Consider the following 20,012-nt stretch of genomic DNA (forward strand, 5'->3'; position numbering starts at 1 on the left):
TTTTGGAAAAGAATTTCATCACCCGTATCTGCATCGTTGCTGCCTTAGGCGGTTTGCTGTTTGGCTATGATACAGCGATCATATCCGGCGCGATCCCGTTTATTCAAAGTGCGTTCAGGCTGAACGCGACAGGCCTGGGCTGGGCGGTCAGTTGTATCCTGGTCGGCTGCGCCATTGGTGCTATGATCTCAGGTAAACTGGCTGATCGTTATGGCAGACGTACTGTACTGCTTTTTTGCGCCGTTTTATTTGCCCTGTCAGGACTGGGGACAGGCATGGCTACACAACTTGTGCAATTTGTCGGCTTTAGGATCATGGGTGGCCTGGGCGTTGGCGCGGCGGCTATGGTCTCACCGATGTATATCGCGGAGATCGTTCCGGCAATACGTCGTGGCCGGATGGTGGCGCTTTACCAGCTGGCGATTGTCAGCGGTATTTTACTGGCTTATGGGGTAAGTTATTTGCTGGCAGAAACAGGTAAAGAGAACTGGCGCTGGCTGTTTGAATTGCAGGCCGTTCCGGCATTGATATTTTTAGTGGGCCTTTGTTTTGTTCCTGAAACCCCACGCTGGCTTGCTGGAAAGAACAGGCCAAGCAAAGCTAAAGCAGTGCTGGTGAAAACCGTGGGCAAGTTTGCAGCGGAAAGGGAACTGAATTTAATTAATAACAGTTTTACAGCTGATCAATCACCATCTTTTAAAGAACTGTTCCGGCGGCCTTATGCCAAAGTGATGCTTTGCGGGATCTTGGTCGCCGTATTTCAGCAGACCTGCGGGATCAACGCGGTATTGTATTACGCCCCGGTTATTTTTAAGGCGACCGGTCTGGGCCATGCCGATGCGCTTTTTCAAACGGTACTGATGGGCGGCATCAATGTACTGGCCACGCTGCTGGCTATCGCCTTTGTTGACAAGCTGGGCCGTAAGGTTTTTTTACTGGCGGGCAGTCTGGTGATGGGCCTTTGCCTATTAATTATCGCCCTTTGTTTTCAATGGCACTACTTCGCGCATGATCTTGTATTGATTGCCATGCTGGCTTATGTTGCCGCTTTTGCGTGTACGCTGGGCGCGGTCACCTGGGTCTATCTTTCCGAGATCTTCCCGAACCGCATACGGGGTATGGCTTTATCTGTAGCCACGCTGGCCTTGTGGCTCGCAGACTTTATCGTCAGCTACACCTTTCCCGTCATGACCGCGCATTTAGGCACGCCGCTCACTTTATCGGCCTATGCGCTTTGCTGCGGCATTGCCCTGATCTATTGCTACCGCCTGCCGGAAACCAAAGGCCGCAGGCTGGAAGAAATGGAAACCTTGTTTACCAACTAACCCATTATAATACTATCCGAATGAACCCTGATAACGCTTATATCCGACAACACCTGACCGCCGCCAACCGCCTTTTTTATGAAGAACAGGGCTACCTGGTCGCCGAAGAACTATTACCGGCTGAAGCGATCACTAGCTTAAAGAAAGAAGCCGCAGCTATTTTTAAAGGCGGGCGCGGGCAGGTCGAAGGACTATTGCCGGTAGCGGAAAATATGCCCGATGCGGAAGTCCTGAAACAATACGTGGCAATACATTTCCCGCACAAGTTATCGCCCCTGATCCGTGATTTCCTGTTCAAAGAAGCTATTGTTGACATCCTTACACAGATCATCAGCTCTAACCTGAAATGTATGCAATCCATGCTCTTTGTAAAAGGGCCGGGTAAAAAAGGTCAGTCCTGGCACCAGGACGAGTTTTATATCCCGACCAGGGACAAATCATTGACCGGTGTCTGGATCGCCATTGATGATGCGACGATAGACAACGGCTGTTTGTGGCTTATTCCCGGCTCACACAGGCCGGGCTATATCCGCCCACGGGTGCCCACCGATAACCCGGAATTTAATGAAAAGGATTCGCTGGATATTTCCGGCTTCCCCAAAGAAGCGATCATACCGGTGGAAGTAAAGAGCGGCTCGGTTATCTTTTTCAACGGCTATACCCTGCACAGTTCGCTGAGCAATAAAACGAGTGATCATTTCCGTACCGCGCTGGTGAACCATTACATGAGCGCCGAATCCATGCTGCCCTGGGACCAGGACGGCAAGCATGAGCCAACGGACGACCTGCGCGATATCGTGCTGATCGCCGGGACCGACCCTTATGCCTGGAAGGGAATAACCAATGTCAATAAACCTTATTTACGCCCTGAATTAAAAGCTAAATGAAGTCACCAGCCATACAATTCTTTTGCCCGCGATGGGGAAGCCAGGACTTAGGCTGGAATATCTTTTTGGCGAAGGTAAGGGCCGCGGGTTACGACGGCGTGGAATGGGCGATTACCGGAGACGCCCCGGAAAGCCAGCTGAACGAGGTCTGGAAGCTGGCACAGCATTATGGCCTGTCGCTCATCGCCCAGCATTATGATACCCGTACGACCGATTATGCACTGCATTATGATACCTACGCGGCCTGGCTGGAAAAGGTAAAGCCCTATCCCTGGCTAAAGATCAATTCACAAACGGGGCTGGATCATTTCAGCTTTGAACAAAATGCCGCATTGATCCGGCTGACCGGAAATGTGGTACACGAAACGCACCGTGGCAAGTTCAGCTTCGCGGCACACATCACCAGGGCTTACCTCGAAGCGATCCCCGAACTGCGACTTACACTGGATGCCTCGCATTGGGTGAATGTAGCCGAAAGTTTCTTAGCAGATCAGGAAGCGGCCATGACCCTGGCCATCAGCCGCACCGAACATATCCATGCGCGGGTGGGCTATACGCAAGGCCCGCAGGTGCCTGATCAGAGGGCGCCTGAATGGCAGTTCGCGGTGGATCATCACCTGGCTTGGTGGGATAAAGTGATCGAAAGAAAGCGGCAGGAAGCTGGTGCAGTCATGACCATCACCACGGAATTCGGGCCTTATCCTTACCTGGTTGAACTGCCGTATTCCAGGCAGCCGGTCAGCGACCAATGGGAAATGAACCTGTATATGATGAACCTTTTAAAACAACGTTATGCGTAAACTGATTTGCAGTTCAATACTCTGCTGCTGCCTGCTTTTTTCGGTAAAAGCGCAGCAAGCCAAACATGTGATCCTGATCTCCATCGATGGTTTTCACCCGGATATGTACCTGGATAAAAGCTGGCCCATGCCCAACTTAAGGGCGCTGATGAAGGCAGGCACTTACGCGGATCACCTGCTCAGCGTGTTTCCGAGTTATACCTACTCGTCGCACGTAGCGATGGTCACCGGCGCGCTGCCTGCCCGTTCGGGTACTTATTTTAACCAGCCAAAGAACAGCAAAGGTGAATGGAACTGGTTTAATAAAGACATTAAAGTACCCACCATCTGGCAGGTATTGAAAAAAGCGGGCATGACCACAGCTTCAGTCGAATGGCCGCCCAGCGTCACCAGCGACATTACCTGGGACCTGCCCGAAATATGGGCCATTGACCAGCCCTATGACCGGATCACCGAGGCCCGGAAATACGCCACACCGGGACTGGTCAGCGAAATTGAGCAGAATGCGACGGGCAAGCTGGACAGCAACACCATGAATGCCGCTTACTTCAGCCTCGATGAAAACGCGGGCCGCGCGGCCGCTTATATCTTTAAAGCGCACCGCCCGGCCTTCCTGGCGGTACATTTAGCCGAAGTGGACGAAACAGGCCATGATTACGGGCGGGATGCCGATTCGGTCAGACTGGCTGCCGCATCAGTGGATAGGGCTATCGGCGATATCCTCGAAACCGTGCAACGAAGTAATATGAAGGATAGTACCGCTATCATTATCGTAGGCGATCATGGCTTCAGCACCATCCATACTGTATTCCGGCCCAATATGCTGATCAAAAATGTCCCGGCGAAATTTACCGCCGCGGGTGGCTCGGCCTTTTTATATGCCAGCCAGCCCGGCACACGAGCCAACCGGGACATCATAAAGGCAGTCACCGACAGTCTAAACCAATTGCCCAAAGACAAACGGCAGCTCTTCCGCATCATTGACCGAAAGGAACTGGATCAGATGGGCGCGGATTCGTCGGCTTTAATGGCACTGACCGGCTTTTCGGGAACCGTTTTCAGCGGGGCGATGGCCAAAGCGAAGATAACCGATCATGGCCCAGGTACGCTCATTCAGCAAAACCCATTGGAGGGTGTGTTTATCCCCGCACACGGCGGCCATCATGGCTTTGATCCCCGCCAGCTGGATATGTACACCGGCTTTATCGCCGCGGGCGCGGGCATCAACAAAGGAAAAGAGATACCGGAACTGACCGTAACGGACATCGCGCCGATCATCGCGCAATTGCTGGGTGTCGAGTTTAAAACACCTGACGGCAAGCTGCCGCAGGGATTGATAAAGAATTGAAACTAAACAAATGATAAAGAGAACTTTTAAATATATCCTTTCGGTTGGAATAACGATAGCGGGATTAGCTAATTCACAGGCGCAAGCGCCTAAACCCGATACCGCCAAAGTCGTCATCAAGCACACACCGCCGCTTTACAAGGATTATTTGCCGGACAAATACCCGGTAGGCCGTAAAGAAGGCCTGCTGAACGTGCTGAAAGTGGAAACCCATTATATGCTGGAGATCAAAAACAGCTTATTGGACAAAGATATTCTTTGCGTTAGCCGCATCATCAGGTCAGCTGCGGGATTGCGGAGCGCTACCTCGTCACTGGGTTATGGCGGCGATGAGATCAACGAGAACGAGATCCGCTTTGAAAGGATATCCGGCAACAAGCTGCTGGTCCGCCAGGTATCTTATGATGAATTGCCTGGGGATTCCACCCAATCCATGTACCGTTCGGTCAGTAACTCCAACCTGCAATCCATCGCCGGTATCTTTGATATCAAGTCGATCTCCAAAGGTAACGACGGCGTGATCATCGACATTACGGATTATCTCAACGGCGACAATGACCTGCTGTTTCTGGACCCCTCGGTAAAGAAGGCGCTCAGCATCGGCGCTTACCAGCCGGATAAGTCCTATATCGAAAACATTGACACTTATCCCAACAACACGGAGATCAAGGTCGTGAAAACCTATGTTAGATCACCGGATAAACCGGGTGACCCCGGCCCGGCAGGCACCATCAGCATAGAACTGAACTGTTCAATGTTGTTGTTGCCTGAAAACCCGATGCGCCCCCGTTATGCGGATGCTCGGGTAGGTTATTTCAGGAACACCTATGAGGACTTTGACAAAGACCCGCAAAGCGCGAAAAAGATACAAACCATTACCCGCTGGCGGTTGGAACCCAAGCCGGAGGATATGGATAAATACCTGCGCGGAGAACTGGTGGAACCCCAAAAGCCGATTGTCTTTTACATTGACCCGGCAACGCCGAAGAAATGGGTGCCTTACCTTATTCAGGCAGTAAATGACTGGCAAAAAGCATTTGAACAGGCCGGTTTCAAAAATGCCATTTTCGCCCGTGAAGCGCCGTCGAAAGCGCAGGACAGCACCTGGAGCCTGGAAGATGCCAGGTATTCGGCCATCGTATGGAAATCATCCGTTATCCCCAATGCCAGCGGCCCGAACGTACATGACCCCAGGACAGGTGAAATACTGGAAAGCCATATCAACTGGTACCACCAGGTGCTGCATTTGCTGCATAACTGGTATATGATCCAATGTGGTGCCACCGACCCCAAGGCCAGGAAAATGGAATTTGATGACGAACTCATGGGCCAGCTGATCCGCTTTGTCTGCTCCCACGAGGTCGGCCATACGCTGGGGCTGGTACACAACTTTGGTTCCAGCTCGACCGTGCCGGTGGATAGCTTACGCAACAAGGCTTGGGTTGAAAAGAATGGCCATACCCCGTCTATCATGGATTACGCCCGCTTTAACTACGTGGCGCAGCCGGAAGACCACATCAGCGAAGCAGGCCTGTTACCAAGGATCGGGGATTATGATAAATGGGCGGTCGAATGGGGCTACCGCGTTTTACCGGGTACCCATACGGCTGACGATGAGCGCACCACCTTAAATCAATGGACGATCCAAAAACTGAAAAACAAAAGACTTTGGTTTGGCAGGGAGGATAATCCCGATGACCCACGCTGCCAGAGCGAGGACATCGGCGACGACGCGATGAAAGCCAGCGGCTATGGCATTAAAAATCTTCGGTATATCCTGGCGCACCTCGGCGAATGGACGAAAACGCCCAATGAAGGCTATGATAACCTGAAGGAAATGTACACCGAAGTCATTACCCAATATGGCCGGTATATGGGTCACGTTACCAAAAATGTGGGCGGTATTATGGAAGATCCCAAAATGGTAGAGCAGCCCGGCCCGGTCTACCTGCTGACCCCGAAGGAAAAGCAGGCCCTCGCGATCGCCTTCCTTGACCAGAAATTATTCACCGCCCCGCAATGGCTGTTCTATGAACCGGTGCTTGGTAAAACGGGGTTTAACCCGGTCGCTATCGCCCGTTTCCTGCAAAATGGCCCTTTAGCTAAATTATTATCCGTTGGTACACTCAAAAAGCTGCTCAGCGCCGAAGCAAGGGAAGGCAACAAAGCCTATACCGCCAGCGAACTGTTAACAGGTTTGGATGGCACGATCTGGAAGGAGCTGCATACCCATACTGCGATCAATTTGTATAAACGCAACCTGCAAAAGGAATATATCAGTGACCTGGAAAAGCTGACGGTCAAACCGGCGCAGGGGGCGGAGCATCCTGAACTGGCATCAGTCGACCCTACTAATTCCGATGTGACCAGTATCGCCAGGACCGAACTGAACAAATTAAAAACAGAGATCGATGCTGCGCTGCCATTTATCAAAGATCCCTTAAGCCGGGATCACTTAAAGGATGTCAGGGAAAGGATCGACGTCGCACTGGACACCAGGAAATTTTCGCAGGTATAATAAACAATAGTTAATTCCTGTTTATGGCAAAAAATGAAGTCATATTAATTATAGGTGCAAAAGGGCAGATCGGCACTGAACTAACCGTTGCGCTAAGAAATAAATACGGAAAGGACGCGGTGATCGCTACCGACCTGCTGGAACCCAATAGCAGCCTGCTGAAAGACGGGCCTTATATGATGTTGAACGTCATGGAGAAACTGGCGATCGAAAATATCGTTACCCGTTATAAAGTGACCACCATCTATCATTTGGCAGCGGTATTATCCGCCAGCGGCGAGAAAAAGCCGTCTCATGCCTGGAGCATCAATATGCTGGGACTGATGAATGTACTGGATGTAGCCAAGATATTCGGGCTGAAGGTATTCTGGCCAAGTTCCATCGCTGTGTTCGGCCCCACCTCACCCAAGATACTTTGCCCGCAGCATACGGTGACAGAACCTACGACAGTTTATGGCATCACCAAGTTCGCCGGAGAGCAGTTATGCAACTATTACCATGAACAATATGGGGTGGATGTACGCAGCCTGCGGTATCCTGGCCTGATCAGCTATACCGCCAAACCCGGCGGTGGCACGACCGATTACGCGGTGGATATTTTTCACCAGGCTCTGGAAAAAGGTAATTATACCTGTTTTCTGAAAGAAGAAACCACGCTGCCCATGATGTACATGGCCGATGCGGTGCGCGCTGCATTAGAGCTGATGGAGGTTCCGGCTGACCGGGTAAAGATCAGGACGGCCTATAACATTTCCGCCATGAGCTTTAGCCCTAAGAATCTGGCCGCTGCTATCAATAAACACCTGCCGGATTTCATCATGCATTACAAGCCGGATGAACGTCAGAAGATTGCGGATAGCTGGCCGAGAAGTATAGAATTCATAACGGCGACCAGTGACTGGGGCTGGCAGCCGCAATATGATCTACACGAAATGGTCGCAGACATGCTGAAGCACATCAGTAAGAATGCTGCCTGTTAAATACGTGTTCGCCATCATCATGATCATTGCGTTAGCGGCGGCTTACAAAATATCAAAAGATGAGGATATTAATGATTAATAAAATGGTCTTCGATGCTCCGTTCTTTATAAGATCAGTAAAGTAGTTAATTACTGTTTTTTAGTTAATTAAATAAATGGCCCCCCTGAGCAAGGGCGTCGTTTAAAAGAAAATTCATTGATATGAATTTAGTTTAGTGAGGGCGCATACCGGGGAATCCCCGGATGCGCTTTTTTCCTCGATTTGATCCCTTTAAAAAACGCCTTGAAAGACCGTATTCCTTTTCAAAAAATGTTGCTGGATGTACCTTTACAGGTATTGCCGGCACATGAATTTTATGGTACTGGTTCTTTTCAGTCCCACCGTCATGATTTTTATATGTTGCTCTGGGTCACCAAAGGCAATGGTGAACACGAGGTTAATTTCCACAGTCAACAGCTTCGGCCCGGCCGGGTGCTATTCATACAGCAAGGCCAGGTACACCGCGTGATCCGCCAGCCACAGCAAGGTTGGATGATCCTGTTCCAGGCCGGATTATTCCGGCAATTTAACAGCCGCTATCCTGCCCACGAACAACATGGCTTGCTGGATTACCTGAATCGGCAGCCTTTTGTTGATCTGGTCAAACCGGTAAGCATGATTTTTCACCAGCTGCTGCCTATACTTAAAGCGGCGGCGGAAACGAACCCGCATGAGGCGGTGATCGCCGATTATTTATCCATCCTGCTTTACCATGCCAACCAGCTGTTCCGTCCCCTGCATCCCTTCCTGGTCCACCCGCAGCAAGCTGAAAAGATCAGGCAGCTGAAAGGGCTCATCGAGCGTAATTTTAGGACGGAGCGCACCGCGCCGTTTTACAGTGAAAAACTCGGCATGGTCACCCGCAAGTTGAATGAGCTGACCCTTAGGCTTACGGGCAAGCTTGTTCTGGAATTGGTGAACGACCGCCTTTTATCGGAAGCCGAATCGCTATTGGCTGGTACCAGCCTTACGGTGAAAGAGATCACCTTTGAACTGGGTTTTATAGACCATTCCCATTTCGGCGCCTACTTTAAGCGAATGAAAGGGATGACTGCCAGCGAATTTCGACGACAACAGCTGGCACATCCGCGTGCCTGATTTTACAAGTTGCTTATGATTTCCTAGCGTATTGTGCGCGAAATTTGAAATTATTAATTAAAAATTAATTATACCCGTTAATTCCCCACACGGGGAAAATTCTTTAACCAATTAAAATGTGACCTATGGATTTTGAGCAAGCAAGTTTTAAAGATTTTGAAGACATCGAAGGGATGGACTTTTATGGCTGGGCTGAACAGTTTGATCAGTACGTGAAGAACTGGGACAGCCGTGGCCACTGGAATTACCGGCAGGAAAGCCTCAGTGGTTGTCTGCCCGAAATCGAACTGGCCGGACATCCGGGCAGGAGTTTTGTAGCGATGGTGTTTAATGACTACCTGGGTTTTACCCAGCATCCCAAAGTAAAGGCAGCGGCTGTAGCTGGTATCGGGCGTTATGGCGCTGGTGCAGCGGCCTCGCCCGCCATCGGCGGGCATTTCAGCTATCACAGGGAGATAGAAGAAAAAATAGCAAAGTTTTTTCAGCGTGACAGTGCCGTACTGTTCACTACCGGCTATACGGCTAACAGCGCGACGATACAGTCGTTGCTGAAAATACAGGACCTGGCGATCGTAGATATGGGTATCCATGCCAGCATGTATGAGGGCTGCGGCCATACGAATATTAAAATGTTCCCGCACAACGACATGAACAGGCTGGAGCGTGTGCTGCAGGAAACGCAGGGGAAATACCGCACGCGTATCGTCATTGTTGATGGGGTCTATTCGCAGCCGGCCGATATGGTCAAACTGGATGAAGTGGTTAAATTAGCCAACCATTACGGCGCTTATACCGCCATGGATGATGCACATGGGGTGGGTGTGATCGGGAAAACCGGGCGCGGCGTAATTGAATGGTATGATCTTTTTAAGGACATCGATATCATTACCGGAACCTTCAGTAAAACTTTCGGCCACCTGGGCGGCTATGTCGTGGCGGAGCCCAAAGTGGTGAACTACCTGAAGTTCCAGGCCCGGCAGCACATTTTTTCGGTCAGCGCGACACCAGCTTCCGCTTGTATCCTGGAAAGTATTGACCTGATCGATAAAGAACCGCAGTGGCGCTCCAAACTTTGGGAAAATATCCACCGCCTGAAAAATGGATTGGACAGCCTCGGACTGGATACGGGGAATACGCAATCAGCGATCATTCCGGTAATGACCGGTAAGCCCGACCTGAATGCAGAGGTCTGTCGCCTGCTCATGGAGGCGGGCATTTATGCCAACCAGATCGGTTACCCGGCGGTGGCCCGTAAGAACGCCCGCATCCGCATGAGCGTAATGGCAACTCATACACCCGAGCAAATGGATAAGGTATTGAATGCTTTTGAATGGGTGGACAACAAATTAAAGATCAGTAAAAAGCATGGTCACCAAAAGGAAAACGCATAAGGAGCGCGACAGCGGTCAGACGGAAAGGGCTTTACTGGATGCTGTTGGCGATCTGTTAGGCACTTCGGGTTTTAGCAGCCTGAAGACGAATAATATCGCGAGGAGGGCAGGCAAAGACAAAAACCTGATCCGCTACCATTTTGGCAGCCTGGAGGATCTGCTGGCTGCCTATATCAGGGAAAAGGATTACTGGCCACCTTTTTTTGAACGCTTTCGGCTGAACGAAAAACCGGAAAGTCAGGAACTGAGGCAACTGTTTACCGGGCTTATGCAGGAGAACTTTCGCTTTTTTGCAGCGAATGGTAAAATGCAGCAGATCATCCGCTGGCAGATCAGCGAAGGCAATGCTTTGTTAAGGGGGATTTCGGATGCCCGCGAGCGGGAAGGGGCGAAATTACTGGCAATGACCGATCCGCTGTTTCAGGACAGTGGTATCAATTTCCGCGCGTTGCTGGCCTTATTGCTGGGCGGTAGCTATTACACCGTGCTGCATGCCGTGACCAACAAAAGCACCGTCAGTGGGATAGATGCTAACCTGCAAACTGATCGGGAAGCCATATTGCAGACCATCAGCCAGGTCATCGGCTGGGCCTGGCAGGCTGCCGGAGAAAAGGATAGAACAAAATGAACCATTTACCTATATTTACGGAGGATTTAAAATGAAACAACAACACAGAGATACGTTCAGTTAACATATAGAAATTAGTCGCATTCACATCTTCTTGGCCAACTGAAAACTGGTAATTTTTAAAAAACAGCCGAGACAAGTGCAATGCCCGCTTAAACGCGGGCGTGCTTGTTCCTGGCTGTTTAGGTATACCAGTACCTCAGTTGGCCGGTTCATTCATTGCCCGCGTTTTTGTTAAAAAACGTTTTGCCCCACGGGCACTCACCAAATACCGATTTTTATGATTTTTAAATATGCTGACAGGTTGTATAACGAACTGAACGGGGAACTTACGGCCGTGAAACTGGATGAAGAACAACGGATAAAAATGCTGGAAGGATGTATCGTACTCTGTATTCGTTACCTGAAACGCCTGAAGGAATTCTTCATGGAACATCCGCCTAAGGATAAAACAGAGGAGATCAGGTTCTTTAAGGAGGTGAAGCCTAAATTCAAATCCTTGCTGATCTTTTACCAGCAGGTGCTGAATATTGAAGCCCGCACGCCGGTAGGCGATACGGAATTAATATCAGATTTCTATTTCGGTGAAATGAAGATCCTGACACATTATTTTGAGCGGCAGGTTCTCTTTTACGAATACAACCGCATGGGATCGGATTACCTGGATGAGAAATATTATGTAAGGGGTGTTTATGATATCAAGCTCGGCCCGGACCATAGCCTGGTGGACGGCGATCCTGCTTTTAATACCAGCCATGACAATACCCTGGCACATATCATGGCCAACGAGATGATCCTGGTCTGGTTACAAAAAAGCATCCTCCATACCAATAATAGGAAAGAATCGGATTTGGAGGCGCTCAAAGAACAGGAGTTAATTACCTGGACTGAAACCTCGACCGCGCTGGCTGAACTGGTTTATGGGCTCAAGGAAACCAAAGCTGTCAACAATGGCAACATTTCCATAGAGCGACTCACAAGATATATGGAGAGAGTTTTTCATACCAAGCTGGATAATGCTTATGACACCTGGAATTACATCTGTACACGTGCCAACAAAACCATTTTCATGGACAAAATGAAGGTAGCCTTATTGGATAGAATAGCGCTCAAACTTCGTTGATAAATATTAATTAAAATTTCATAATTAATTAATTTAGAATGTGTTAAATTAGTTTTCAATTTCTCACATCCTAAATTTCTTATCATGACAAAGGTACTTGTAACACCCTATTTATCGCCCACACTGGTCTTATTGGCCTTTGATTGGGCAGATGGTTTTCAATCGAAGGATTTCCTTGGTTTTGCGATCAAGAGAACACCCGGCTTCAAGCCTAAAGCGGGCGGCAATGCCGCAGGATCGAGCTGGCTACCTAATCGACTGGGCTTTAACGGGCCAAATCCCGATGGTGGCGATATGCCAAGTAATACCAACCCGATCCAACATTTTGAATGGTGGGACGCGAATATCCGGACGGAAGATCGCGGCCAGAATTTCGAATACGATGTTTATCCAGTAACTGGCACTTTTGATAACCTGCAAACAGTCGACGCCGCAATGACGACTATTAAGGTTACGATCCCGGAAACCGAAGAGAAGGGAATTGGGACCTATTTTAATCGCGCAGTAGTCAGTTCCCAGGCCTTTTCCGTCGAATTTGGCAACATCACCACGCACCAGCAATATGTCGATGCGCTTTCCTGGTTATCCAATGGAATGGATCAGGCCTTACTTGATTTCATCAGCAAGGCAAAGGGGATCGGCATGGCCGGGGCTTCCTACCACCTGACCGATAACCAATGGGTTATTCCTGCATTGCAAAATTATAATGCCGATGCGTCGTTCATTTATTTTTATAAAGCCCCTTCGCAGGCTACCGGTAAGGGTGGCGATAATGCCAATGCCAAAACACTCCAAACCTTAAAAGCCAATAATAAGATCAAATTCTATGTCCGTACAAAGACCAACATCATGCACGATAAATTTATCGTTCGCACAAAAGGCGATGGGGATGGGGATGCCGAGGCAGTCTTGACTGGTACGGCAAATTTTACAACAGAAGGGCTGACACAGCAGGCAAATGTGATCCATACCTTTGAGTCGCCGGATTTAGCTGCTCTATATTTGGAACGGCAGATACTGCTAAGGACTGATCCTGATGTCAGCAAGACAGCGGCAGGTGCCGCCTGGTCTAAAGAGATTATAATGGAAGACGCCGCACTGCGTGTGTTCTTTGCGCCGGAACAACCAGCAGCCAAGAAAGGAGATCCGCTGTCGGGGTCACGGCAGTCTATTGATGCTGTGGTTAACGCGGTTAAGAATGCAAAAAGCTCCGTCATGTTTAGCCTTTTTTCGGCAACAGACAAACCCCTGCTTGATGCTTGCCTCGCAGTGGCCGATGGTGGGAAACTTATGCGGGGCTTGGTGAATTCGATCAGCAAGGAAGACCCGGCAGCCAAGGGCGATCAAGCGGAAAATGCCTCCACCGTAGCTGCTACCTGGTTATATGAACGTTCCAAAGATGATAACATGGTTGTCGGGCACGACAGTTTCAGCACCAAAGATACTCCGGCAGGGTTTTTGCCAGAAACCAGCGTGCTGACTGATCCGTCATTGCCTAAGCCAAAAACAAGTGGGAGTGATTTCATTCCACCTGTTTTTGTCCATCAAAAGATCGTTATCATTGACGGCACAACCGATAGCCCGACAATTTATGTAGGTTCAGCGAATCTAAGCGGGAATTCTACCTGGCATAACGATGAAAACCTGCTGGAGATTACCAAATGCCCGCGTTTGGGCAAAGCCTATGTTGCCGAATTCATGCGCTTATACGAACAATACCGGGCGCGTTATGCCTGGAATGCCAGCCATCCGGACGGTAACGCGACGAAACAAACTTTTAGCTTGACCAAAGATACCAGTTGGGCTGCAAAAGACTACAAGGCGGGTACAATGGAATTCCTCGCAAGGAAAGTTTTTACAGGTCAGGATATTTAGCCAATTCTTAAAAAGACAAAAAGCATGTTGATCTCAGCATGCTTTTTTTAAAAAAAGTTTACTCCGACCCCTGATACCCTCGGCTATTCCCGCATTTTTTCCAGCACAATTTTGATGCGGCCCGGCAATGTCGCCGGGCTGTAATCAAAATTTTATGCATTATTATTTAACCTGGGGGCAGTTTGCGCTCCTCTTGACCGCTGCCCTTGCGGTCTACTACCTGATCATTTTCCATAAGGAGATCGCTGCGTTATTTAACACACCGGAACGGCCGCTGCAAAAGGCTTCACCCGAAAATGTCATGGGCTTGGTGCGCGAGGATGAGGCCGAAATGAATTTAGTAAGCAGCGATGAGCTGGAGTTTGCGCCTGACGAAGAATTCATAGCGCCGCCAGCCGATAAAAGCAAAACACTGCTGCTGGGCGGACTGGCGGATTTTATGCAGGAACTCAAAACACTGATCCGCATCACGATTGAGGCGGAGGACACCAAAGAAAATTTCTTGTCCCTGTTCCGCCTGGTCGCCTCCAGGTACTCACAACTATTGGACGGCTCCTTTAACCAGTCCATTATCAGCTATGTATTGGACAGCGACCTGCCCATTAACCTTTCTCAGAACGAATTAAAACAAACCCTGAACGATTTAAATCATGAAGAATAATTTGAAATCTCCATTCATATCTCCTAAAAGATCAATTGCAGCCAAATGGTGGCTGTTAAGTGTAACACTCATTTGCTATGAAATGCTGGCGAACGCCGGTAATGTGCTTGCACAGGACGGCAACGCGGGTATCCAGCAGGCAACTACGATGGTGCAGGGCTATTTCAGTACCGGTTGTACGCTGATGTATGCCATTGGCGCGGTTGTCGGCATCGTGGGTGCCATAAAAGTTTATCAAAAATGGAATGCAGGTGAACCGGATACCGGCAAGGTGGCCGCCTCCTGGTTTGGCAGCTGTATCTTTTTGGTGGTGGTTGCTACGGTGATCAAAAGCTTCTTTGGGTTATGAGCAGCATTTATCAGATCAATAAAGGAATCAATAAAAGTATTGAATTTAAGGGTTTGCGGGCGCAGTACATTGGTTACCTCGCTGCCGGCCTGGTTGCTCTGCTCATTCTTTTCGCCATCCTGTATATCACCGGTGTCAATATGTACCTGTGCCTGTTCCTGATTTTCGGATCAGGCGCGGCGCTGGTAACCGGCGTCTTCCGCATGAGCCATAAATACGGGCAGTATGGATTGATGAAGAGGGGCGCTAAGCGCGGTATTCCCATATATCTCAAATTCCGTTCACGAAAATTATTTACTAACAACCTATATGAACATCGAAAAAATATTCCCGGTTTATAAAGTGGAGCACGGGTGCCTGGTCTCTGCGCAGGGCGATCTGACGGTCGCCTTCCGGGCGACCTTGCCCGATATTTTTACCTTGTCCGGTGCCGATTACGATACCCTGCACCAAAGCTGGGTAAGGGCACTGCGTGTCTTGCCTAAACATAGCATCCTGCATAAGCAGGATGTTTTTACCCGGAACAGTTTCCAGCCCGGGCCCGGTGCGCAAAGTTTCCTTTCTAAGGCGGCAGATAACTATTTTAAAGGCCGTCCTTTCCTTGACCATACCTGTACCATTTACCTCTGCAAAAAGGCGGAGGACCGCAAAGCGGCCAGCAGCGCCTACTCGGGTTTGATGCGCAAAAGTATTGCGCCAAAGCAAACAACGGATAACAGGCTCTTCCTGGAATTCATGGAAAAGGCCGGGCAGTTTGAACGCATCCTTTCAGATAGCGGCCTGATCAAACTGCGGCGTTTGAATGACGATGAATTGGCAGGCACTGCTATAAAGCCGGGTGTACTGGAACAATATTGCTGGCTCTTAAACGAAAATGACCGCCCGCTTATTAAAGATGTACACCTGAAAGAGCGTATACAGATCGGTGACGGCCATTGCCAGTTGTTTACCTTATCGGACGCCGAAGACTTACCTTCACTTTGCGGCAGCAGGATCAGTTATGATAAATACAGTACCGACCAGACCAGGTTCCCCATTGGCTTTGCGGCGCAGCTGAATTTATTACTGGATTGCAACCATTGTTACAACCAATACATTTTTATCGACGATGCGGCTAAGACCATGAAGCTGCTGGAATCAAAAAAACAGCGGCTGCAATCGCTCTCGGCCTATAGCCGGGAAAACGCTATCGCCCGTGATGCCTGCAATGACTTTTTAAACGAAGCGATCAGCCAGGGGCGGCTGCCGGTCAAGGCGCATTTTAACGTGATGGCCTGGACGGATGATATAACCCAATTACAGGATATCAAAAACCAGGTCGGGTCGGCTATGGCGCAGATCGGTGCAGTGGCCAAACAGGAAACGGACGGCGCACCGCAAATATGGTGGGCGGGTATTCCCGGTAACGCGGCAGATTTCCCGATGAATGACACCTTCGATACCTTTTTGGAACAGGCGACCTGTTTCCTGAACCTGGAAAGCAATTATTCCAGCGACGAAACGGGCATCCGCTTTTCCGACCGCCTAAGCGGTAAGCCGGTACTGGTGGACCTGTTCGATGCGCCGCGCGCTAAAGGGATCACCTCGAATATGGGCATGCTGGTATGCGGTACCTCCGGTGGCGGAAAGTCGATGACGGTCAATCACATTTTGCGCACGCTGTATGACCAGGGGGCACATTGCGTAACGGTCGACATCGGCGGCAGTTATTTGGGGCTGTGCGAACTTGTTGGCGGTTATTACTTTACCTATACCGAAGACAACCCGATCAAATTCAATCCTTTCTTTTTACCGGAGGGCGTAGTGCTGGATACCGAAAAGAAGGAGAGTTTAAAGGCGCTCTTAGTAGCCCTTTGGAAACAGGAAAACGAAAACTTTAACCGCAGCGAGTACGTCGCCTTATCCAATGCCTTGCAGGGCTATTACCAGCAAAACACTGGATTCCCTTCCTTTAATTCCTTTTATGAATACCTTGAAAACCATTATGTCGAAGTGCTCAAATCACACAAGGTCAAGGACCGCGACTTTGACATTGACAATTTTCTGTATGTTTTGCGGCCTTATTACAAGGGCGGTGAATTCGATTATTTGTTAAATGCCACCGAAAACCTGGACCTGCTGAACCAGCGCTTCGTGGTCATAGAGCTGGATCAGATCAAGGACCATCCCATTTTATTTCCAGTCGTTACGCTGATTTGTATGGAGCTATTCCTGTCCAAGATGCGCAAGCTGAAAGGTGTCCGCAAGGTATTAACGATAGATGAAGCCTGGAAGGCGATAGCCAAGTCGGGTATGGCCGAATTCCTCAAATACGCCTTCAAGACGATCCGAAAATTTAACGGTATCCCTTGCGTGGTAACGCAGGAACTGGACGACCTGGTGAGCTCACCCATCATCAAAGATGCCATCATCAATAATGCCGATATCAAGATATTGATGGACATGAAGAAGTTCCTGCACAAGTTCGATAAGCTACAGGATACCCTCGGACTATCCGACAAAGGCAAAGCTATCCTGCTTTCGGTCAACAAGGACGACCGTGAGATATTCATTGACATTGGTGGCCAGGTGATGAAGGTCTACCGGAATCAGCTCAGCCCGGAGGAATATTTCGCATTTACCACTGAAGGCAAGGAAAGGGTCAGGGTGCAGGAATATGCGGCCAAATATGGCAACATGGAGAAAGGTATCACCGCCATCGCTAATGAACACAAAAACAAATCCAAATCATGAGAACATTCATTCTAAAAATAATACTGCTGCCTATCAGCCTCCTGGCTGCCTGCGGTGGCAAAAGCCGGGAGGTCAGGGACTTTATACCCGGCACGTATGTTAACCATGCCCAAAGTGCTTATAGCATAGCTGACGATACGCTGGTGATTAAGGCTGATGCGCTTACCGAGAACGGTTACCAGCTTACACGCAGGACCGGCTTTAGCCGGGTACTGAACGGGCAATTGCAAGCGACACAGCATAAGACCAAAGTTTTTACCGCCGTTTGGGATGAGGCGAAGCAAACTCTTCAAATCACGCAAAACGGTCTTATCATTCTGTTCCAGCCCGGCGGGCATCAATTAGAGATCGCAAACAGTAAATACCGCAAGCTATGAGAATTTATAAAATTGTATTACCTGTCAGTATGGTCGTCGTCCTGGCGGCCTTGCCTGATAAAAAAGCTAACGCGCAGTTTGTGATCAGCACCGTACTCAATGAAACGGTCGGCAAGGTGATCCGCGCCATTGACCTGGAGGTGCAAAAGGCGCAAAACAAAACGATCTGGCTTCAAAACGCGCAGAAAACCATCGAAAATCAACTCAACCAAATGAAGCTGTCACAGATCGCCGGCGTTAACCAGCAGCAGCAAACCCTGTTCAGCAACTATTATCAGGAGCTTTTTAAAGTCAAGGATATCATCAACGATTATGAACAGGTCCGAAACATAACACTCGAACAAGAAGCGCTGGTCAAAGAATACCAAAGCGCCTGGTCGTTGACCCAGCAGGATAAGCACTTTAGTGTTTCGGAGCTGCAATACATTTCGACCGTTTACACCGGGATCCTGAAAACCAGCGTCAATAACCTGGATCAGCTGATGACTTTGATAAAATCATTCCAAACGCAAATGAGTGACGGCAAGCGGATGGATCTGATCAACAAAACTTCCAAAAACGTCGACCAGAATTACAATGACCTTAAACAGTTCAACAATGAAAACATTATGCTCAGCCTGCAAAGGGCCAATGACGAAAACGATATTCAGGCTACTAAAAATTTGTACGGTATTAATTAGCATGGTTACGACCGCAAGTGCGCAAAGCTTTAGTTTCAGCGACCTGTTTAACCAAACCAGCAAGCAAAAGAATTATTACTTACAGCAAATCGCGGCCTATGAAGCTTTTGAGTCGGAGTTGAAAATGGGCTATAATGTCATGAAGCACGGCTTGTCCGGCATTGCCGAGATCAATACAGCCGAGTTGAACGCGCACAGCGCCTATTATACTTCGCTCAAAACACCGGGCACTGCTGTCAAAAACAGTACGCAGGTACAGGATATCTTAACCTGGCAAAGCGATATAACCAATAGTTTCAGCCAGCCTTTTAACGGCCTCACCGATGATGAACAAAGCTATATCGGCTTAGTTAAAAGCAATTTGCTGCAAGCCTGTAATGCCGATCTGACCAAACTGCAAGACCTTTTGCAATATGGCACCTGGCAAATGACGGAAGATGAGCGGCTCAAACGGCTGGACAAAATCCATAGCGACATGCAGGATAAATACCAGTTCTCGCAAAGCTTTGCTGGTTCGGTGCACTTACTGGCCGTCCAACGGCAGCAGGGAGCTAATGACACACAAACCTTAAAATCCTTGTATGAAACGAATTAAGATCTTATTGGTGTTACTGTTATTTAGCGCATTGGGTGCCAAAGCCCAAAGCAGCGACATGGTACAGCTTATCCTTGACATCGAAAAGCTGACCCAGCTCAAGGGAATTTTGTCCGACATGAAAACTGGCTACACAATTATTGACGGTGGTTACAATGAAGTTAAAAGCATCGAAAGCGGCAACTTTAACTTGCACAGCACCTTTTTGAATGGTCTGCTCATGGTCAGCCCGGCCGTCGCTAAATATGGCCATGTCGCCGACATTATTTTGGAGCAGGGCTATATCGTTACAGAGTACACGCGCTATTATAAACAGTTCCAAAGCGGCGGCCATTTTAACGCCGATGAGCTGGCTTATATGGCTAACGTTTATACCACGCTCTTACAGCAAAGCCTCCAAAATATCAGCCAGTTAGCCGATATTTTAGCAAGTGGTAAGCTACGTATGAGCGATGATGAAAGGCTCCGCGCTATTGATGGTATTTATTACGATACGAATGATAAGCTCACCTTCCTGCGGCATTTTGACCAGGAAACCGCCGTGCTGGACATGCAGCGGCAACATGCTTTAAACGATCTATCCACTTTACAAAAACTCTATTAA

Annotated in this window: 19 protein-coding genes; all 19 read left to right on the forward strand. The window is 49.0% G+C overall.

The window, feature by feature from the left end; genetic code table 11:
* Window positions 1-2 precede the first annotated feature (2 nt).
* The 19 genes from HB679_RS10225 (at window position 3) to HB679_RS10315 (ending at window position 20,012) form a co-directional block, all read left to right on the forward strand.
* On the forward strand, window positions 3-1,325 hold the full coding sequence (locus tag HB679_RS10225; RefSeq protein WP_214071864.1) for a sugar porter family MFS transporter: 1,323 nt from the start codon (window positions 3-5) through the stop codon (window positions 1,323-1,325).
* Between the two features lie 20 nt (window positions 1,326-1,345).
* Window positions 1,346-2,212: a phytanoyl-CoA dioxygenase family protein gene (locus HB679_RS10230; RefSeq protein WP_214071865.1), complete on the forward strand. Its 867-nt coding sequence runs from the start codon at window positions 1,346-1,348 to the stop codon at window positions 2,210-2,212.
* On the forward strand, window positions 2,209-3,012 hold the full coding sequence (locus tag HB679_RS10235; RefSeq protein WP_214071866.1) for a sugar phosphate isomerase/epimerase: 804 nt from the start codon (window positions 2,209-2,211) through the stop codon (window positions 3,010-3,012). Before HB679_RS10230 ends, HB679_RS10235 begins: the two co-directional genes overlap by 4 nt.
* Entirely contained in the window at window positions 3,005-4,360 is a 1,356-nt protein-coding gene (locus HB679_RS10240; protein WP_214071867.1) for an ectonucleotide pyrophosphatase/phosphodiesterase, read from the forward strand. The genes HB679_RS10235 and HB679_RS10240 overlap by 8 nt, the downstream gene beginning before the upstream one ends.
* A gap of 10 nt (window positions 4,361-4,370) precedes the next feature.
* A complete protein-coding gene (locus HB679_RS10245; protein ID WP_214071868.1) occupies window positions 4,371-6,878 on the forward strand; it encodes a zinc-dependent metalloprotease in 2,508 nt (835 codons plus the stop codon).
* Between the two features lie 23 nt (window positions 6,879-6,901).
* Window positions 6,902-7,858, forward strand: coding sequence for an NAD-dependent epimerase/dehydratase family protein (locus tag HB679_RS10250; RefSeq protein WP_214071869.1), 957 nt, complete (start codon window positions 6,902-6,904; stop codon window positions 7,856-7,858).
* Window positions 7,859-8,141: 283 nt separating this feature from the next.
* Window positions 8,142-8,996 carry a helix-turn-helix transcriptional regulator gene (locus HB679_RS10255; RefSeq protein ID WP_214071870.1) on the forward strand — a complete coding sequence of 285 codons (855 nt, stop codon included), beginning with the start codon at window positions 8,142-8,144 and terminating at the stop codon, window positions 8,994-8,996.
* Window positions 8,997-9,316: 320 nt separating this feature from the next.
* Window positions 9,317-10,387, forward strand: coding sequence for an aminotransferase class I/II-fold pyridoxal phosphate-dependent enzyme (locus HB679_RS10260; protein WP_255547574.1), 1,071 nt, complete (start codon window positions 9,317-9,319; stop codon window positions 10,385-10,387).
* Window positions 10,362-11,015, forward strand: a complete 654-nt coding sequence (locus HB679_RS10265; protein WP_214071872.1) for a TetR/AcrR family transcriptional regulator — start codon at window positions 10,362-10,364, stop codon at window positions 11,013-11,015. The genes HB679_RS10260 and HB679_RS10265 overlap by 26 nt, the downstream gene beginning before the upstream one ends.
* A 280-nt stretch (window positions 11,016-11,295) precedes the next feature.
* Complete coding sequence (locus HB679_RS10270) at window positions 11,296-12,138, forward strand: RteC domain-containing protein (protein ID WP_214071873.1); 843 nt, start codon at window positions 11,296-11,298, stop codon at window positions 12,136-12,138.
* A gap of 84 nt (window positions 12,139-12,222) precedes the next feature.
* Complete coding sequence (locus tag HB679_RS10275) at window positions 12,223-14,013, forward strand: phospholipase D-like domain-containing protein (protein ID WP_214071874.1); 1,791 nt, start codon at window positions 12,223-12,225, stop codon at window positions 14,011-14,013.
* A 154-nt stretch (window positions 14,014-14,167) separates the two neighbouring features.
* Entirely contained in the window at window positions 14,168-14,674 is a 507-nt protein-coding gene (locus HB679_RS10280; RefSeq protein WP_214071875.1) for a hypothetical protein, read from the forward strand.
* On the forward strand, window positions 14,664-15,023 hold the full coding sequence (locus HB679_RS10285) for a DUF4134 domain-containing protein (RefSeq protein WP_214071876.1): 360 nt from the start codon (window positions 14,664-14,666) through the stop codon (window positions 15,021-15,023). Before HB679_RS10280 ends, HB679_RS10285 begins: the two co-directional genes overlap by 11 nt.
* Complete coding sequence (locus HB679_RS10290) at window positions 15,020-15,364, forward strand: DUF4133 domain-containing protein (RefSeq protein WP_214071879.1); 345 nt, start codon at window positions 15,020-15,022, stop codon at window positions 15,362-15,364. Before HB679_RS10285 ends, HB679_RS10290 begins: the two co-directional genes overlap by 4 nt.
* Complete coding sequence (locus tag HB679_RS10295; RefSeq protein WP_214071881.1) at window positions 15,333-17,756, forward strand: TraG family conjugative transposon ATPase; 2,424 nt, start codon at window positions 15,333-15,335, stop codon at window positions 17,754-17,756. The genes HB679_RS10290 and HB679_RS10295 overlap by 32 nt, the downstream gene beginning before the upstream one ends.
* Window positions 17,753-18,133 carry a hypothetical protein gene (locus tag HB679_RS10300; RefSeq protein WP_214071882.1) on the forward strand — a complete coding sequence of 127 codons (381 nt, stop codon included), beginning with the start codon at window positions 17,753-17,755 and terminating at the stop codon, window positions 18,131-18,133. The genes HB679_RS10295 and HB679_RS10300 overlap by 4 nt, the downstream gene beginning before the upstream one ends.
* Window positions 18,130-18,813 carry a conjugal transfer protein TraI gene (locus HB679_RS10305; protein WP_214071883.1) on the forward strand — a complete coding sequence of 228 codons (684 nt, stop codon included), beginning with the start codon at window positions 18,130-18,132 and terminating at the stop codon, window positions 18,811-18,813. Before HB679_RS10300 ends, HB679_RS10305 begins: the two co-directional genes overlap by 4 nt.
* Window position 18,814: 1 nt before the next feature.
* Window positions 18,815-19,408, forward strand: a complete 594-nt coding sequence (locus HB679_RS10310) for a hypothetical protein (RefSeq protein WP_214071884.1) — start codon at window positions 18,815-18,817, stop codon at window positions 19,406-19,408.
* A complete protein-coding gene (locus HB679_RS10315) occupies window positions 19,395-20,012 on the forward strand; it encodes a TerB family tellurite resistance protein (RefSeq protein ID WP_214071885.1) in 618 nt (205 codons plus the stop codon). The genes HB679_RS10310 and HB679_RS10315 overlap by 14 nt, the downstream gene beginning before the upstream one ends.

This window comes from Mucilaginibacter sp. dw_454, from assembly GCF_018449775.1.
Classification (GTDB): Bacteria; Bacteroidota; Bacteroidia; order Sphingobacteriales; family Sphingobacteriaceae; genus Mucilaginibacter.

Coding starts and splice junctions, on each gene's coding strand:
- HB679_RS10285 (WP_214071876.1), top strand. CDS start 14,664: ATGAAGAATAATTTGAAATCTCCATTCATATCTCCTAAAAGATCAATT.
- HB679_RS10235 (WP_214071866.1), top strand. CDS start 2,209: ATGAAGTCACCAGCCATACAATTCTTTTGCCCGCGATGGGGAAGCCAG.
- HB679_RS10290 (WP_214071879.1), top strand. CDS start 15,020: ATGAGCAGCATTTATCAGATCAATAAAGGAATCAATAAAAGTATTGAA.
- HB679_RS10265 (WP_214071872.1), top strand. CDS start 10,362: ATGGTCACCAAAAGGAAAACGCATAAGGAGCGCGACAGCGGTCAGACG.
- HB679_RS10295 (WP_214071881.1), top strand. CDS start 15,333: ATGAACATCGAAAAAATATTCCCGGTTTATAAAGTGGAGCACGGGTGC.
- HB679_RS10230 (WP_214071865.1), top strand. CDS start 1,346: ATGAACCCTGATAACGCTTATATCCGACAACACCTGACCGCCGCCAAC.
- HB679_RS10240 (WP_214071867.1), top strand. CDS start 3,005: ATGCGTAAACTGATTTGCAGTTCAATACTCTGCTGCTGCCTGCTTTTT.
- HB679_RS10270 (WP_214071873.1), top strand. CDS start 11,296: ATGATTTTTAAATATGCTGACAGGTTGTATAACGAACTGAACGGGGAA.
- HB679_RS10305 (WP_214071883.1), top strand. CDS start 18,130: ATGAGAATTTATAAAATTGTATTACCTGTCAGTATGGTCGTCGTCCTG.
- HB679_RS10260 (WP_255547574.1), top strand. CDS start 9,317: ATGGTGTTTAATGACTACCTGGGTTTTACCCAGCATCCCAAAGTAAAG.
- HB679_RS10310 (WP_214071884.1), top strand. CDS start 18,815: ATGGTTACGACCGCAAGTGCGCAAAGCTTTAGTTTCAGCGACCTGTTT.
- HB679_RS10315 (WP_214071885.1), top strand. CDS start 19,395: ATGAAACGAATTAAGATCTTATTGGTGTTACTGTTATTTAGCGCATTG.
- HB679_RS10300 (WP_214071882.1), top strand. CDS start 17,753: ATGAGAACATTCATTCTAAAAATAATACTGCTGCCTATCAGCCTCCTG.
- HB679_RS10275 (WP_214071874.1), top strand. CDS start 12,223: ATGACAAAGGTACTTGTAACACCCTATTTATCGCCCACACTGGTCTTA.
- HB679_RS10250 (WP_214071869.1), top strand. CDS start 6,902: ATGGCAAAAAATGAAGTCATATTAATTATAGGTGCAAAAGGGCAGATC.
- HB679_RS10280 (WP_214071875.1), top strand. CDS start 14,168: ATGCATTATTATTTAACCTGGGGGCAGTTTGCGCTCCTCTTGACCGCT.
- HB679_RS10245 (WP_214071868.1), top strand. CDS start 4,371: ATGATAAAGAGAACTTTTAAATATATCCTTTCGGTTGGAATAACGATA.